11 protein-coding genes are annotated in these 15,613 nt (G+C 62.2%); 10 read left to right on the top strand and 1 reads right to left on the bottom strand.

Annotated features, from left to right (window positions below):
* Window position 1 precedes the first annotated feature (1 nt).
* The 10 genes from H5P28_RS04110 to H5P28_RS04060 all read left to right on the top strand — a co-directional run bounded on the left by H5P28_RS04110 (window position 2) and on the right by H5P28_RS04060 (window position 15,063).
* Window positions 2–1,213, top strand: coding sequence for a S1C family serine protease (locus H5P28_RS04110; RefSeq protein ID WP_185674443.1), 1,212 nt, complete (start codon window positions 2–4; stop codon window positions 1,211–1,213).
* A gap of 949 nt (window positions 1,214–2,162) precedes the next feature.
* Window positions 2,163–3,218 carry a hypothetical protein gene (locus H5P28_RS04100; protein ID WP_185674441.1) on the top strand — a complete coding sequence of 352 codons (1,056 nt, stop codon included), beginning with the start codon at window positions 2,163–2,165 and terminating at the stop codon, window positions 3,216–3,218.
* Entirely contained in the window at window positions 3,202–3,852 is a 651-nt protein-coding gene (locus H5P28_RS04095) for a hypothetical protein (protein WP_185674440.1), read from the top strand. The genes H5P28_RS04100 and H5P28_RS04095 overlap by 17 nt, the downstream gene beginning before the upstream one ends.
* Window positions 3,849–4,448: a hypothetical protein gene (locus H5P28_RS04090; RefSeq protein ID WP_185674439.1), complete on the top strand. Its 600-nt coding sequence runs from the start codon at window positions 3,849–3,851 to the stop codon at window positions 4,446–4,448. The genes H5P28_RS04095 and H5P28_RS04090 overlap by 4 nt, the downstream gene beginning before the upstream one ends.
* Before the next feature lie 23 nt (window positions 4,449–4,471).
* Entirely contained in the window at window positions 4,472–5,032 is a 561-nt protein-coding gene (locus H5P28_RS04085) for a hypothetical protein (RefSeq protein ID WP_185674438.1), read from the top strand.
* A gap of 41 nt (window positions 5,033–5,073) precedes the next feature.
* Entirely contained in the window at window positions 5,074–6,987 is a 1,914-nt protein-coding gene (locus H5P28_RS04080) for a secretin N-terminal domain-containing protein (RefSeq protein ID WP_185674437.1), read from the top strand.
* 284 nt (window positions 6,988–7,271) lie between these two features.
* A complete protein-coding gene (locus H5P28_RS04075; protein ID WP_185674436.1) occupies window positions 7,272–8,402 on the top strand; it encodes an efflux RND transporter periplasmic adaptor subunit in 1,131 nt (376 codons plus the stop codon).
* Window positions 8,403–8,412: 10 nt separating this feature from the next.
* A complete protein-coding gene (locus H5P28_RS04070; RefSeq protein WP_185674435.1) occupies window positions 8,413–11,574 on the top strand; it encodes an efflux RND transporter permease subunit in 3,162 nt (1,053 codons plus the stop codon).
* On the top strand, window positions 11,564–14,023 hold the full coding sequence (locus H5P28_RS04065; RefSeq protein ID WP_185674434.1) for a TolC family protein: 2,460 nt from the start codon (window positions 11,564–11,566) through the stop codon (window positions 14,021–14,023). The genes H5P28_RS04070 and H5P28_RS04065 overlap by 11 nt, the downstream gene beginning before the upstream one ends.
* A complete protein-coding gene (locus H5P28_RS04060; RefSeq protein ID WP_185674433.1) occupies window positions 14,020–15,063 on the top strand; it encodes a hypothetical protein in 1,044 nt (347 codons plus the stop codon). Before H5P28_RS04065 ends, H5P28_RS04060 begins: the two co-directional genes overlap by 4 nt.
* A 30-nt stretch (window positions 15,064–15,093) precedes the next feature.
* Here the strand turns inward: H5P28_RS04060 and H5P28_RS04055 are convergent, their stop codons facing one another.
* Window positions 15,094–15,528 (bottom strand): DUF7577 domain-containing protein, encoded by a 435-nt coding sequence (locus H5P28_RS04055; protein WP_185674432.1) that lies wholly within the window; start codon window positions 15,526–15,528, stop codon window positions 15,094–15,096.
* Window positions 15,529–15,613 lie beyond the last annotated feature (85 nt).

The following is a 15,613-nucleotide window of genomic DNA, read 5'->3' as shown; positions in this document are numbered from 1 at the left end:
TTTGACCCCGTATCTGGGTGGAGCCGCCGATAACGGTGGCGCTCCGCTGGCTTTGCAAAAGCGGGTGATCGACATTTATCGCGCCAATGAGCGCGCGGTGGTCAAGGTATTTGCGGCTTTCGACGGCAAACAGCCGGGCGGCAAGACCATGCTCTTTATCGGGACGGGCTTCTACATCAGCAAGGAAGGCCATATCCTGACTAATACGAACATCACCTACGGGGCGGATCGTATCTGGGTCGAGCGCAACGGTATCGCCTACGCGGCCGAACTGGTCGGTAGTGACCCGCTGACCAATGTCTCGATCATCAAGGTTTTCGCGCTCCCGGCGGATTTCCAGTTCCTGCGGTTGAGCGACTCGCCCGAAGTCCCACCCATCGGCTCCTTCCTCGTCGCCCTGACCTGCGAGCTGGGGCAGGACCCCGGCCCTTCGCTGGGGCTGGTCTCGGGCTGGAACACCAGTTACGGAGAGCGTATCCTGCCGACGATTTACCTGCGCTCGGACATCCCTTCCGACGGAGGCGAGGGCGGTTCGCCGGTTTTTGATATCAACGGCTCGCTGGTCGGCATGCTGATCGTCTCCCTGCCGGAGGTGCGTTCCTCGTTTATCCTGCCCGCCCGGGCCATTCAGCGCATCCGTGACGACATTCTTTTCTCCGGGAAGGTGACGTATGCCTATTTCGGTTTCCAGACGCGCCAGAAGTCCAGTCTCGACAGCGGCCCGTGGGTCGAGGTCGAAGGATTGGTGGAGGGTGGTCCTGCCGCGCTCGCGGGAGTGAAGGCGGGCGACCGCTTGCTCTCGATGGGGGATTTTGCGATCATGACCGATGCGGACCTTCGGGTGGCGACGTTTTTCCAGCGTCCGGATGAATTTGTCCCGGTCATGATCAAACGTGGCGACCAGGAGATTGAGTTAAGCGTCAAGCCCGGCGCCCGCGAGGCTCCACCGTCGGCGATGCCGCCGGTGGGTGTCGGTACGCCCGAGCCGCCCGCTGCGGTGGTTGAGCCGGCTGATGAGCAGAGCGCTGCCCCTTCGAGGGGTGAAGGTGTTTCCGTTGCCGGGGCCTCTGACAGCAACGCGACGGCTGCGGACTCAGCAGGGGAGGGAGGCGCATCCGAGTCGGCGCAGGCCGTTTCTGAGTCTCCCGCCGATGGCAGCGATAAGGCGTCTGCCGGTTCGCCAGTTGTTCCCGAGGACGTTCCAGCCTCCTGATGGCTTGCCCCGTGATTGGTTGGCGGGCAGAGTTGCCTGTTTGTTTACCGACTGCGCGAAGGGCTTGGTTTCCGCATTGGCTGCGAATGGCATTCGTCTATGTCGGGAATAAAGGCAAAGGACACATTTTTTGCTTGTCTCGGCGTGGCGGAGCTTCATTGTCACCTGCTTTTTCCAATTTGTAAATCTGCGTACCATTAACGCCAATTAATCGACATGGGTAATCTTAAAAAGAAGCGCCGCCTCAAAATGAACAAGCACAAGCGGCGGAAGCGTTCACGCTCGAATCGTCACAAGAAGCGCACCTGGTAGGGACGCGCCGCAAGGCGCCTCTATCAGACTGTACCGCTGTATTTACCGACATAAGGGTTTCTTCCCCTTCGTTTCTACGAATGGAGAGCCCCATGTCCGGCAGGTGGCGCGAAGCGACGATATCGCTAACAACTCTAAAGCGAGTCCATGGCACCTCTGGTGCCGTGGGCTTTGCTTTTGTACAACCGGAGCACTTGGGCCAGGTTTTTTTCACGCTTGCGTGTCAGACCGCTTAAAAGCCAGCAGGTGAGACTGTCCGTGTGCAGCGTGTTAGCAGGAAGCAAATGATAACCGGAGGTACCGGTTTAGTCCTTCGTAACTTGTTGTCGTGAAGGTTTTTTCAGGCTCGTTCTATCTCTACAAGTTTGTTTTCCCTGGCTCTCGGTAGCAGCCGGGAGTTGATGGAGTAGGGGTTTTTGCCTAGTTTAACCGGGGAAGCTTTCGTCCGGGTGAAATAAGTGTAAACCCTTCATTGAAAGTGGGAAAAAGAATTGCAACATTCGTGGGGCGGTAATTATGACTAAGGCTTAAATGCCGAGCCACCCGCATTATTTCACCTCAGCAGCGTTTGAGCCTTCTGGGAGTTGGGGTATCCGGGGGAGTGAGGCCGGTATGTTTCTGCCCAGTTCCGGAGTCCATGCGAAGGTCCGCCAATAAACCCCTATTTGTCGATCTGTCAGATCAAGTGATGCTGCTGGCGCGGGTAAACGCGCTGAAAGGCCCCATCTGTATTGAGGCGTTGATGGAGTGTCCGCTGAACCAGACACCCGAGCAGATTGCCCAGACGACCGGCCAGCTTGCCGGGGTGGCCAAGAACCAGTACAGCCCGGCTGTGTGCGGGATTTACCCGCGCGAGGCGCTCATCCGCCGGGCAACGCTCGACAACGCCGCCAAGGTCAAAGACCCGGCCTATTTGCCCGAGTTTGTCCGCCAGCAGTTCAAACTGGATGTTGTCCAGTACGCGATCATGGTGATGAACGCGACGCAGGGGACCGAATTTCGGATAGAGAAGGCGGTCAGCAAGGAGCTTCTGTTTTGCGGAGCCCCCCGGAAGCAGTTGCAGGAGTCTCAGGACCGTCTGCTCAATTACGGGCTGTATCCGGAGCGGATGGAGCTGTCCACCCTGTCGACGATCGGCGGGCTGATGCACTACACAGCCTGGAAGGGGATCAAGGCGCCGACACTGGTGCTGGAGATTACCGAAAACCAGGCGCAGGTGTTGATCTTTCAGGGGGACATGCTGGATGTGGCTCGCCCGATGCCGCACGGCTTCTCAAGCATGTACCCGCTGGTGCAGGAGCAACTCGGGCTCAAGGATGTCGAATCCGCCCGCAAGCTTTTCTCCTCGAATACCTTCGATTTTACGGAAATGGGACCGCTGCTCTTGAAGAAGATGCTCAAGGAGTTGCAGGCCACGACGGGCTTTTACGAGGTGCAGACCGGACAGACCATTGGGCAGATATTCCTCAACGGGCTGCCGGACAATCTTGCCTGGATCAGCCGAAGCCTGTCCCGAACGCTTTGCGTGGACGTGATCCAGCCAGACTACGCGGCCTGGCTGCCCGTTCTCGGAGTAGAAGTTGCGCCCGAGGTGGACGTTTCCAAGCTGGGGCCGCGCTGGTTCGGGCTTTTCGCCCTGATGGGCGACTACAACAACCCTTTACCCCTTCCCGCTGATGCAAAAGGACAGTAAGAAGGATCGGCATCAGAACTGGCACCCGAACTTCCGGCTGACTGAGACGCTGCCGGACATCAAGGTCGTCCGGACAGGCTTTCTGGTGAATTTTGTTGCTATTCTGGTCGTCGTTCTGGCCTTGGCCTTTAACGGTTACCGTGAGTGGCGGATCAGCACGCTCAAACGGGACATCGCCGGGCTGGAGGTGCGCTTGAGCCAGGGGCAGCGCCAGAATATGGCCAATCTCAAGCTGAGCGGGGAATTCGCCCGGCAGTCGAAACTGGTCGAAGATGTGCAGAAATTTTTCTCATTGAACGAACCGCCATTGGACTTCGTGATCGCGATCACCGAGAGCCGTCCGGAGAACATCGCCTACCAGTCGATCTCCTTCACCTTGAAAGAGCCGGTTGTGAAAAAGAAGCAGACTGCCAAGCGCGAGGACTATCTGGGCGAGTACAAGATCCGGGGGATGCTCAAGGGGAGTTCGGCGGAGGCGTTGACCGCGCTGAACAGTTACCGCAGCACACTTTCCAACCTCGATTCGCTCAAGGACAGCATCAAGGACATTGAGGTTTCTCCGCCCCGGCGGAACCCGGGCCTGAATCTCTTTGAGTTCGAAATCACCCTGACCCTGAAAGCCCCCAAGCTATGAGCACGCAGAAGATCATTTCCATGCTCAAGCAGCACCCGCTGGCCGTGGCGTGCGCAGTGCTGGCCGTCGTTCTGCTGGCTGTGGTGGCCTTGCGCGGGACGACCTACTCCGATAGCGAGCAGCGTTATGATAAATTGGTCAGCGAGGTCGATGAGATGGAGGTAAATGAAAAGAATTCCATCGGCCTGAGCGAGGATGTTGAAACGATCAACCAACTCGCCGCCGAGATCGAATCCCGCCTCATGCGCGAAGAGGCACGGGCCGACCATTACCGCTATTTTCTCTCGCTGGCAGAGGACAGCAAAGTGAGCCTGACGGACCCGTCGTTAAGTACCTTCCTGGTTCCCGGTACCAAGGGAGGCAATCTCATGACCAGCGAATTGGCCCAGGCCGAGTATCGCCTTCAGGTCAAGGGGGAGTTCAAGCAGGTGATGGATTTTCTGTACCGGCTGAGCGTGGGACGCTACCTGACCCGTGTTGACGGGATGAGCCTGACGGCGAATTCCGCCCTGGGCAACGATATGGTGCAGGCTGCATTGACTGTCCGTATCCTGGCCTCGGCCCCGCCCAAGCCCGCCAGTACCAAGAAAAAATAAACCGCCTCATGACAACAATATCCATGAAGATTCCGACTTTGCTGCATAAGTGCGCGCCGGTTGTCCTGGCGGCGGTTCTCGGGGCTTCCGCAAGTGTCTGCACGCTGCGGGCGCAGGTCGTGCCGATTAAGCGCAGGGCCGTGATTCTGGCGGCGGGCGAGCGTTACCTGGTGACGTTCGACCAACAGAAGCTGGACGAGATTAACAGCCTCAAATACCCCTTTGCCTTTGAAGCCGAGCAGGCCCCTGCCACTGTCGAGACTCCGCAAACGCAAACCGCCCCCGAGCTGCCCAGCCTGACGGACGAGCAGGTGCTGGCGGCGTTTTCGTCGAAGTTCAACCCGACCGGGATGATGGCCCGCGGGGACGTGAATTACCTCCTGGTACCGCTGGGCAAGGAGACCCGCCCGGTGGCCGCCGGGAGCCTGATCCGCTTTAACTATCAAAACGAGGCTTACGATGTGAGGCTGGGCGAGGTGACGGATGACGAATATACGCTCCAGCTCGGAGAGGCCCGTCTGGTCCGGCGGCTTGATAAGTCGTTCGATCCGGACCGGATCAAGCGCTTTACCCCCCAACCCTGATGATTTGCTACTGCTAAATTCCAACTGCGAGGAACCTGAATATGAAGATTGTTCGACCCCTTATATTTGCCGCGCTGCTGTCTGTCCCGGTCGCATGGGCCATTGATCCGGCCAAGGACACGATTGATCCCGGCGGCTCGATTGAGCTGCCCCAGGATAATACCCCGGTGGTGGACGGTGACGGTAATATCGTCCCGCCCGCCTCGGACGACTCCGCTCCGGCGCAGGAGAGTAACCCGGCCCCGGCTTCCCCGGAGAACACTCCGCCGCCCAAGCCCGAGCCTGCCGACGCCTACAGCCCCGACGCCTCGGGCATTACCGTGAAGAATATCACCGAAACCACGCCGACGCTGGAAGTGACAGTTACGCCGGACGGCGAGGCCGTCCAGAAGCACGAGGAAGTGCCCGCTCTTGAGCTGGACTTCCCCTCCGGCGGGCAGGCGACCCTTGAGTTCCCGACGGATGTGAAGCCCGGCTCCGACATGGAGATGGGCGACGACGACACGATCTCGGTCGATTTCCCGGACGAGGAAGTGCGCACCATCATCCGCAATGTGGCGGACCTCTACGACCTGAATGTGGTCATCCCCGAGACCCTCGTGGGCAACACGACAATCAAGCTTCGCAACGTGACCTGGCGTCAGGTTTTCGAGGTTGTGCTCCAGCCGCTGGGCTACACCTACGTGGAGGACCGCAACATTATCAAGGTCAAGAGCATGGACGAGCTCATGCAGGAGCCGGTCGATACGCGCGTCTTTCTCATCAACTACGCCCTGGCCTCGCAGTTGCAGGGGTCGATCAAGCTGCTGATTGACCCGGCGGCGGGCGGGTCGCTTCAAGTGGACAACCGCACCAATGCCCTCATCATCACCGAGCGTCCCTCGCGCATGAACGACATTCAGGACATTATCGAGCGTCTCGACCAGCCCACGCCGCAGGTCATGATTCACTCGATGTTCATCGAGACGCAGGCCAGCGAGGAACTGAACCTCGGGGTGCAGTGGCCGAGTTCGACCACCTTCACCCTTCAGGGCAGCGGCACGGACGGAGCGGTCAATCTGGCGGGTGTCGGCACGCTGCCGGGCAACGTCATCGGCAATGTCAACTTCGGCAATAACGCTGTGCTGAGCATGAGCCGGATGGAGGCGACCCTGAACTACCTCCAGAAGGATACCAAGTCGCGCGTGCTTAACCATCCGAGCCTCGTCACGATGGACGGTGAGGAAGCGAAGATCGTGGTCGGTGAGGAAATCCCGATTCCCGAGTTCGTCTTCAACGAGGAGACGGGCCGTTTTTCAATTTCCGGTTACGAGTACCGGGACACCGGTTCGGTCCTGACGGTGACTCCGCACGTCAACAGCGCCGGTTTCATCCGCCTGATCGTCGAGCCGGTCCTGAGCAAGAAAGGCAATAACGGGATCAGCATCTCAACCAGTGCGACCAGTGCGACGGAAATCCCCTCCTTCGATACAAAATCGACGAAAACCACCGTGGTGCTCAAGGACGGCTACACGCTCGTCATCGGCGGCTTGCGTGAAAAGGCCAACAAGGTTGTCGAGGACAAGGTGCCCTTCCTCGGGGACATCCCGCTGCTGGGGCGGCTCTTCACCAACGAGTACCGTGACCCGGCCGACAACGGCGTGACTGACCTGCTCATCTTCATCACGGCCCGGACGCTGAACCCCGACGGCACGACCTATAAGGAAATGGTCGATCCCCGCCAGCTTAACCGCATGCGGATCACGGACTCGGAAATCCCGGACTACCGTCTGCCCGAAGCTCAGAGCGCCCAGCTCGACAGTGTGCTGAACACGCGCAACGAGGTGGACCTGCAAAAGGAGTCCGTCAGCCTGAAAAGCGAGCAGCAGACCTTGTCTTCCGAGCTCAAGAGCACTGAAAAGGAGGAGTCTTCGTCCTCCAGTTCGCGTCCGCGCCGCCTGCGCCGCGGACCCTAAAGCAAACAGGCTCTAAGCCACGCGTCCTGAGCCGCGCAGGCTTTGAACAGTTCCTCTTTCAACGCTCCGGGTAGACGCCCGGAGCGTTTTTTTGTTGGCGGGACGGGGAAAAGGGGGGCGGATGTCAGGGCGGGGGACCGCAGCGGGAAGGCCGGGTTTTGGGATTGAAGCCGCCGGTGCGTCGGCTAGGCTGTGCGGCATCAAGGGGGTCTCTCACGCCTGTCTTTTCTCTGCTCTTCGGGCGCTCAGTGGGAGCTTTCCTGCATCCACTAATCTATTACTTTATGAACAAGACGCTGCCTTTGTGTTTGACCGTCTGTGCCGCGCTGGCCGTGTTGCTGACCGGTTGCGGCCGTGAGAATGAGTTTGTCGCCCCGCCGCCCCCGCCCGTGGAACTTGCGCTGCCCTATCAGGGGGAGGTGACCGTTTACACGCCGGTGGCCGGGCAGACCCGGGCCCGCGACACGGTGGAGATCCGCGCCCGCGTGAAGGGCTACCTGCAGACGGTGGACTTCGAGCCCGGCACGATGGTCGAGGAGGGGAAGCTCCTGTTCACGATCGAGCCGGAGCTTTACGAGGCCGCCCTCCAGTCCGCGCAGGGGCAGCTTGCCAGCGCTGAGGCCAGCCGGGAGTTGGCCGACACCACCTACCAGCGCAACGAGCAGCTTTTCACCTCGGACGCGATTTCCGAACTGGACCTGCTGCGCAGCAAGGCCGAACTGGACCTGGCCGAGGCCAGCGTCTCCCAGGCCAAGGCCGCGGTGGAGTCGGCTTCGCTCGACCTGGGGTACACGCAGATTTACGCCCATCTGGGGGGGCGCATTTCACGCGACCTCGTCACCGTTGGCAATCTCGTTGGCTCCGGTGAGCCGACCCTGCTGGCCACCATCGTGCAGATGGACCCGATGGACGTTTACATCAACATCGACGAGCGTTCGCTGCTCAAGATGATCAATAAGTACGGGGCCTCGGGCGGCGCGCGCGGGTCCAAGGTGGCCGTGCAACTGGAGCTGGCCGACGGCTCGCTCTACCCGCTCACCGGCACGCTCGACTACGTCGGCAACACGGTGGACGCGATGACTGGCACGATTGAGGCGCGGGTCAGCTTCCCCAACCCGGAGGGCACGCTCATCCCCGGCCTGTTCGGCAAGGTGCTCTTCGCCGAGCGCAGTCCGGACGCGATCGTCATCCCCGAGGGCTGCATCCAGCAGGACCTGGCCGGAAGCTACGTGCTGGTGGCCAATGCCGAAAATGTAGTGGAAATGCGCTACATCGAAAAAGGCCCGCTGGTGAACGAGGGCAGGGTAGTGAGCAAGGGGCTGGAGCCGGACGAGCGCGTCATCGTCAACGGCATCCAGCGTGCCCGCCCCGGTGCGAAGGTCGCCCCGCAGAACCCCGCCAACGCCCAGTCCTGAGGAGCGCCGCATGTTCAGCCACTTTTTTATCCGCCGCCCGATCTTCGCCGCGGTCCTGTCGATTGTCATCATGCTGCTGGGCGGGTTTGCCCTGCTGAGCCTGCCGGTCGAGCGCTACCCGGACATCGCGCCTCCCTCGGTGCAGGTCACGGCGAACTACCCCGGCGCCGACGCGCAGACGGTAGCCGACACCGTGGCCTCACCCATCGAGCAGGAGGTTAACGGCGTCGAGAACATGATCTACATGTCCAGCACCTGCGCCAACGACGGCAGCATGACGCTGACGATTTCCTTCGCTACCGGGACGGACGTGGATATGTCGCAGGTGCTGGTGCAGAACCGCGTGAGCAAGGCCCTCTCGCAACTGCCCGAGGAGGTGCAGCGCCTCGGCGTGCAGGTGGACAAGCAGATGAAGGACGCCAACCTCTACCTGGCGCTCATTTCGCCCGACGGGCGCTACGACGACATCTTTCTGGCCAACTACGTTAACCTCTACATCAAGGACGAACTGGCCCGCGTGCCCGGTGTTGGGAAGGTGCAGACCTTCGGGGCGGAGAAGTTCAGCATGCGCCTGTGGCTGGACCCGGACAAGATGACCGCGCGCAAGGTCTCCGTCACCGAGGTCATCAACGCGGTCAAGGAGCAAAACGTGCAGGTCGCCGCCGGGACCATCGGCGAGCCGCCCGCCCCGCCCGGCCAGCAGTTCCAGTACACGATCAACGTCAAAGGCCGCCTGGCCGACCCCGAGGAGTTCGCCAACATTATTATCCGTACCGGCACGGGCGGCGAGGTGCTCCGACTCGGCGATGTGGCCCGGGTCGAACTGGGCGCTGAGAACTATAAGCTCCAGGCCCAGCTCAACGGCCAGCCCGCCTGCGCGATGGGCATCTACCAGGTGCCGGGAGCGAATGCCCTCGCCGTGGCCGAAGGGGTCAAGGCCAAGGTGGACGACCTGACCGGCAACTTCCCCGACGGGATCGACATGGTGGTCGTTTACGACAACACGCGGATGATTGTCGCCTCGATGGAGGAGGTCGTCGTCACGCTGTTCATGACGCTCATCCTCGTCGTGCTGGTGGTTTACATTTTCCTGCAAAGCTTCCGGGCCACGCTCATCCCGACGCTGACCATTCCCGTCTCGCTCATCGGCACCTTCGGGGCGATGGCGTTGATGGGTTTTTCCATTAACCTGCTCACGCTGTTCGGGTTGATCCTCGTCATCGGGATCGTGGTGGACGACGCCATCGTGGTGGTCGAGAACTGCTCGCGCCACCTGGAGGAGGGGATGTCTCCGAAAGACGCGGCCTTCCTCACCATGACCGAGGTCAGCGGCCCGGTCATCGCGACCACGCTGGTCTTGCTGGCGGTGTTCGTGCCGACGGCGTTCATGGGCGGGATCACCGGGATTCTCTTCCAGCAGTTCGCGCTCACCATCTCGGTGGCCACGCTCTTTTCCTCCATCAACGCGCTCACTCTCAGCCCCGCGCTCTGCGGTGTGCTTTTGAGAAAAAGCTCGGGCCGGGTGAACTGGTTCTTCCGCCTCTTCAACACCGGGATGGACAAGACCACCAACGGGTACCACGCCGCCGTGCGGGCCTTCATGCGCAAGGCCGCGCTCGGCGTGCTGCTCTTTGTCGGCATGGTGGTGCTGGCGGGGTGGGGGTACGTGCGCTTGCCCACGGGCTTCGTGCCGCAGGAGGACGAGGGCTACTGCATCCTCTCGGTGCAACTCCCGGACGCGGCCTCTCTTCAGCGCACAGCCTCGGTCATGGACCAGGTGAACAAGATCGTGGCCGACACTCCCGGCGTGCAGAACACGCTGACGATCTCGGGCTTTTCCCTGTTGGACGGGGCGGCCTCGTCAAATATGGCCTTCAGCATCGCGGTCTTCAAGGACTGGTCCGAGCGCCCGCCCGAGGAGCACCAGAACGCGATCCTGATGAGCATTAACCGGCGGCTCTCGCGCCTGATGGACGCGCTTGCCTTCGCCTTTCCGACGCCCTCGCTGCCCGGCCTTGGGCTGACAGGTGGCTTTACCCTGATGCTCCAGGACCGGGGCGGGGTCGGGCTGGAAACACTGGAGCAGGTGGCCGACACCTTTATCGAGGACGGCAACAGCCAGTCGGCCATCACGGGCATGAGCACGACCTTCCGGGCCAACGTGCCCCAGCTCTTTGTCAACATCGACCGCGAGCAGGTCAAAAACCGCGGCCTCTCGCTGACCTCGGTCTTCGACGCGATGCAGACCTACCTGGGGTCGAGTTACATCAACGACTTCACGCGCTACAACCGGGTTTTCAAGGTCAAGGCGCAGGCCGAGCCGGACGCCCGCTCCGTCCCTGACGACATCGGCAAGCTGGAGATCCTCGCCCCGGACGGGCAGATGACGCCGATTGCCGGGCTGATCGAGGTGAGCGAAATCCTCGGCCCGCAGACCATCACCCGCTACAACCTTTACCCCTCGGTCAAGATTCTCGGCAACAACGCGCCCGGCTACAGTTCCGGGCAGGCCATGACGGTGGTCGAAAACATGGCCGCGCAAAAGCTGCCCAACTCGATGGGCTACGAGTGGACGGACCTTTCCTACCAGCAACAGACGGCCAGCGGTGGCACGGTCATCATCTTCGCGCTGGCGATCATCCTGGTCTATCTTGTATTGGCCGCCCAATACGAGAGCTGGACGCTCCCGCTGTCGGTCTGCCTGTCCGTGCCCACGGCGTTGCTGGGGGCGGTGGCCGCGCTCATGATTCGCGGCTACGATAACAACCTCTACACGCAGATCGGGGTCGTGCTGCTGATCGGGCTATCGACCAAGAGCGCGATCCTCATCGTCGAGTTCGCCAAGGAGCAGCGCGACCACGGCATGAGCCCTTTTGACGCCGCCCTGAGCGCCGCCCGCCTGCGCTTCCGCGCCGTGCTGATGACGGCTTTCTCCTTTATCCTCGGGGTGATCCCGCTGCTGGTGGCGACCGGTGCGGGGGCCGAGAGCCGCCGCGCCATCGGGACTTCCGTCTTTGGCGGGATGCTGGTGGCCACGGTGGTCAGCGTGATCGTCGTGCCGATGCTTTACTACGTCATCCAGGTCGCGGCCGAGAAATTCGGCGGGGCCAAACCCGCCGCGCCCGCTACCTCCCCCGCAACTTCTTCCGACAATACCGGCCATGAAGCTTAGTTTCCTTTTTTCCTTTCTGACCGCCGTGCTGGCGCTGCCGCTGGCCGCGCAGACTTCCCCTGCGCAGGGTGGGGCGGAGTCCGCCGGCAGTGCCGCGAATGCCCCCTCCGGCCCCGCCGGTAAAAGCGCCCCCGCTCCGGCGCAGACCTACACGGTCGCGGTGGTGCGCGACGGGGACTCCCCCGTCTTCGAGACTCAACTGGCCGGGGTGCGGCAGGAGCTGGAGGGGCTGCTCCGGGGCCGGGTGCAGGTGGTTTTTAAAGAGGACGGCGACTTCAGTGCGCACTGGGCGCCGGGGCGCGCCGCCGAGGCCCTGCGGGCCGGGCTGGTCGATCCGGAGGCCGATGCCGTCCTCGTGCAGGGGCTGCTGGTGATGAACGCCGCCACCGGGGCGACCTATCCGCTGCCCAAGCCCGTGGTCGGCGCGTGGTTGCAGGAGCCGGAGATGATTAACCTCCTGCTCGACGAGATGGGCCGCTCCAAGGTTCCCAATCTCAATCTCGTGACCGGCGGCCACACCGTGCGGGAGGATTTGCAGGACTTTATCGGGCTGGTGGATTTTTCCCGGCTTTACGTGTTGGTCGATGCCCCCTACGCGGACGCGACGGCCTTCATGCAGGACTACCTGGACGAACTGAAGACGGCGGTAAAGGCGCAGGTCGAAGTCGTCGGGATGGGCGCAGATGCCCAGTCTGTGCTCGACCAACTTCCGCCCGACGCGCGGGCGGTGTACCTGTTTCCGCCCTGGCAGATGGACAAGGCCGAGCGGGAAAAACTCATCGCGGGCATCAACGCGCGGGGCCTGCCGTCCTTCGCCTTTCGAGGTGAACCGGCGGTTCGGGCCGGGGTGCTGGCCGGTTCGCTGCCGGACATCGATTTGCAACTGACGCGGCGGCTTGCGCTCAACCTCCAGCGCATCATCCTTGGCAGCGCCCCCGAGACGCTGGCGGCGCGCATCCGCGTGGAGCCGCGCCTGTACCTCAATGCTCTCACCGCGCAGCAAATCGGCTACGACATCGGCTTCGAGACCGCCGCCAACGCCGAGGTGCTGTTTGAAGACGAGATCGTGACCGGCGACCCCATCGAACTGGTCGGGGCCATCGAAAAGGCGTTGCGGTTTAACTTCGAGTACCTCTCGCGCCAGCAGGACACCAAGGTCAGCTACGAGGACAAGCGGCTCGCGATGAGCCCCCTGTTGCCGCAGATCAGCGCCTTCACCGGCTACCAGCAGGTGGACGCCGGGACCGTCCGCGCCTCCGGAGGGGCCACCCCGAAGGTCGAGGCCAATGTCGGCGTGCGCATCAGCCAGATTATTTACAGCGACCAGCGCCTGGCCAACCTCCAGGTCGCGGGCGAGAACTACCAAGCCGCCACCCTGCAGGAGGAGGTCACGCGGCTGGACATCATTCAGGGGACGGCTTTCGCGTACATCAACTACCTCTCGGCCCTGGCGGTCGAGCGCGTCGCCCGGGATAACCTCGCCGTGACCCGGCGAAATCTTGAGCTGTCCCGCATCCGCGAGGAAGTCGGCACCGGCGGGCGCGAGGAGGTTTACCGCTTCGAGGCGGCGGAGGCCGGGGACCGGGCACAGGTTTCCGACGCGCAAGCCACGGTCGAGCAGGCGCTGGTGGCGCTTAATCAGGTGCTCGGCGAGGACCTGAGCAAGCGCTGGCAACCCGAAGACCTTTCGCTGGAGTCTTCGCACTTCCGCGACGTGGCCGAGACGGCCTCCGGGCTCATCGCGACGGCTTCGGACTACGAGCGCTTCCGGCTCTTTTCGCTCCAGTACGGGGTGTCGCGCAGCCCCGAAGTGGGCGCGTTCGACCGGCTGATTCAGGGGCAGGAGATCAGCCTCGACCAGAAACAGCGGGCCTTTTACATGCCCGAGGTCGGGGCGAACTTCAACTACGCCAACACTTTTCATCAGAGCAGCGAGTACAACCCGACTTTCCCGCCCGACGACGACGCCTGGGCCGTCATGGTCGAGGCCGAGATACCGATCTTCGAGGGCGGGGCGCGGGTCTTTGACGTGATCCGCCAGCGGTCCGTCGTGCGCGGGCTGGAGTACACCCGCGAGCTGACCCGCCAGCTCGTCCAGCAGCGCATCCTTAACGCGCTCTACTCACTGGCTGCCTCCCGCGCCAACATCGAGTACAGCAAGACTGCCGCCGACCGGGCCAACCGCAACCTCGACATCGTGACCGACAAATACCGGCAGGGCATGGTCAACAACATCGACCTGATCGACGCGCAGAACGAAGCCTTTACCCAGCGCCAGAACGAGGTGCTCGCCGTGTACGGCTTTTTGCAGGACATGGTCAACTACATGCGGGCGATCAACTTTTACGAGTTCTACGCCGACCCCGCGCAGCGGACGGAGTGGATCCAGCGGGCGCAGGCCTTTATCGGACGCGAGGCGACGCGGAGCAGTGCCGTTTCCCCGCAGTGACCCGCCCCGTTAACCGGATGCCCGGCGTGCCCGTGAATCGCGTAGAGACAGACCAGAAGTTGCCGGCTGAGGGCTTGCCGCCGCACGTGGATTTCCCGGCGCATTGGGAGCTCCTGCGCACCGACCGGGTGGGGCGGTGCGTCACCCGCGTGATCCACCGCCTGCCGGACGGACGGCTGCACGTGTGGACGTCTCGCCGCCACCGCAAGCATCTGGGTGCGCTTATCACCGAGGGTGCCGAGGCCGACCTGAAAGCTATCGAGCGACGCTTGCGGACCGACCTGCGGCATTTTCACTGGTGGGGCTGGCGCTTCGACCACTTGAGCTGGTGGATCGGGCTGATCTTTATCATTGGTTCGATCTGCTTTGTCCTCGGGACGGTGCCGATGGCGTTTTCCACTATCGCGCAGTGGATGGGCTGGAGCGCGTGGGCGCTGGACTTTACCTGCTTCATGGGCTCGGTCTTTTTCACCATCGGCAGTTCGATGCTGGTATTGGAGGCGCTCAACGCTCCGTCCGACCCGAGCCGGAGCCACGCGGGCAAACCCGCCCGCCGCCGTTGGCGTTGGTTCGGCTGGGAGTGGGGGCGGATCGACTTCCGGGCTGCGGTGGTGCAGTTGACCGGGGCGTGCATCTTTAACATCAACTGCGGCATGGCGCTGGTCGCGGGGCTGAGCTGGTGGCAGAGCGACCTGTACGTGTGGACCCCGAGCACACTGGCCTCGTGCTGCTTCGTCATGGCCAGCTACATCGGGCTGGTCGAGGTCAGCCACCGGCGCTGGGCCTGGCTGGTCTGGGACATGGCCTGGTGGATCAATTTTTTCAGCCTGCTGGGCTCGTTCGGATTCCTGTGTTCGAGCTTGGTGGGGTACTTCGGGCAGGGGCCGTTGGAGTTTCCGCAGTGGTGGGGGAATTTCTTCGCCCTGATGATAGGCTCGTGGTTCTTTTTATTCAGCACCTACCTGCTCGTGCCCGAGGTGCTCAGCGAGGATGATCCGGCAACTCCGGCTGATGGAAGAGAAGCCGCTTCCGGGGGGTAAGGTAAATCGTGTTACCTGGGGTAACAGCGGTTAAATATCCTTGCCGCAACGGGGGCAGAAGTCGAAATTGGGCTCGACCTTCGCGCCGCAGAAGGGACAGTGCTCGCCGGGGTACTTGCGCGGATTGCCGGTCGGCGGGGCTTGGTGCTGGCCGGGCGGGCGGCGGTGGTCATGTGGATGGCGCTCGCGGCGTTCATAGCCAAGGGCCTGAGCGAGGGGGTCGTGTTCCTCGTGGCCGGAGGTGATGTCGAAATTGCTCAGGCGGTTTTTGCTGGTGGCGTTGAAAAAATTATACGCGGCCATCCCGAGCGCGGCGAGGACGAACACGGCCCCGAACGCCGTGAAAAAAACCGGTGCGCCCATCGAAGCGGCTCCGATGGTCCAGATGATGCCAAAAACGGCAGCGACAATGCCGCCGACTCCGCCCATCAGGGAAGGGCCTCTCCCGGGTTTTACGCTGTACATAGGGGCGTGGGATTCACGCTGGCAGCAGTAACGTTATTTTTCTCCTCGGGCAAGGGGTAAATATGGTGGCCTTGGCTTGCAAGCC

Source organism: Ruficoccus amylovorans (assembly GCF_014230085.1).
Lineage (GTDB): Bacteria > Verrucomicrobiota > Verrucomicrobiia > Opitutales > Cerasicoccaceae > Ruficoccus > Ruficoccus amylovorans.
The sequence above is the reverse complement of the archived record's forward strand: the minus strand, read 5'-3'. Positions and strand labels throughout refer to the sequence as shown.

Bases quoted from the DNA above. Each gene is read 5' to 3' on its own strand.
- H5P28_RS04095 (WP_185674440.1), top strand. From the start codon at position 3,202: ATGCAAAAGGACAGTAAGAAGGATCGGCATCAGAACTGGCACCCGAAC.
- H5P28_RS04070 (WP_185674435.1), top strand. From the start codon at position 8,413: ATGTTCAGCCACTTTTTTATCCGCCGCCCGATCTTCGCCGCGGTCCTG.
- H5P28_RS04055 (WP_185674432.1), bottom strand. From the start codon at position 15,528: ATGTACAGCGTAAAACCCGGGAGAGGCCCTTCCCTGATGGGCGGAGTC.
- H5P28_RS04090 (WP_185674439.1), top strand. From the start codon at position 3,849: ATGAGCACGCAGAAGATCATTTCCATGCTCAAGCAGCACCCGCTGGCC.
- H5P28_RS04080 (WP_185674437.1), top strand. From the start codon at position 5,074: ATGAAGATTGTTCGACCCCTTATATTTGCCGCGCTGCTGTCTGTCCCG.
- H5P28_RS04075 (WP_185674436.1), top strand. From the start codon at position 7,272: ATGAACAAGACGCTGCCTTTGTGTTTGACCGTCTGTGCCGCGCTGGCC.
- H5P28_RS04100 (WP_185674441.1), top strand. From the start codon at position 2,163: ATGCGAAGGTCCGCCAATAAACCCCTATTTGTCGATCTGTCAGATCAA.
- H5P28_RS04065 (WP_185674434.1), top strand. From the start codon at position 11,564: ATGAAGCTTAGTTTCCTTTTTTCCTTTCTGACCGCCGTGCTGGCGCTG.
- H5P28_RS04085 (WP_185674438.1), top strand. From the start codon at position 4,472: ATGAAGATTCCGACTTTGCTGCATAAGTGCGCGCCGGTTGTCCTGGCG.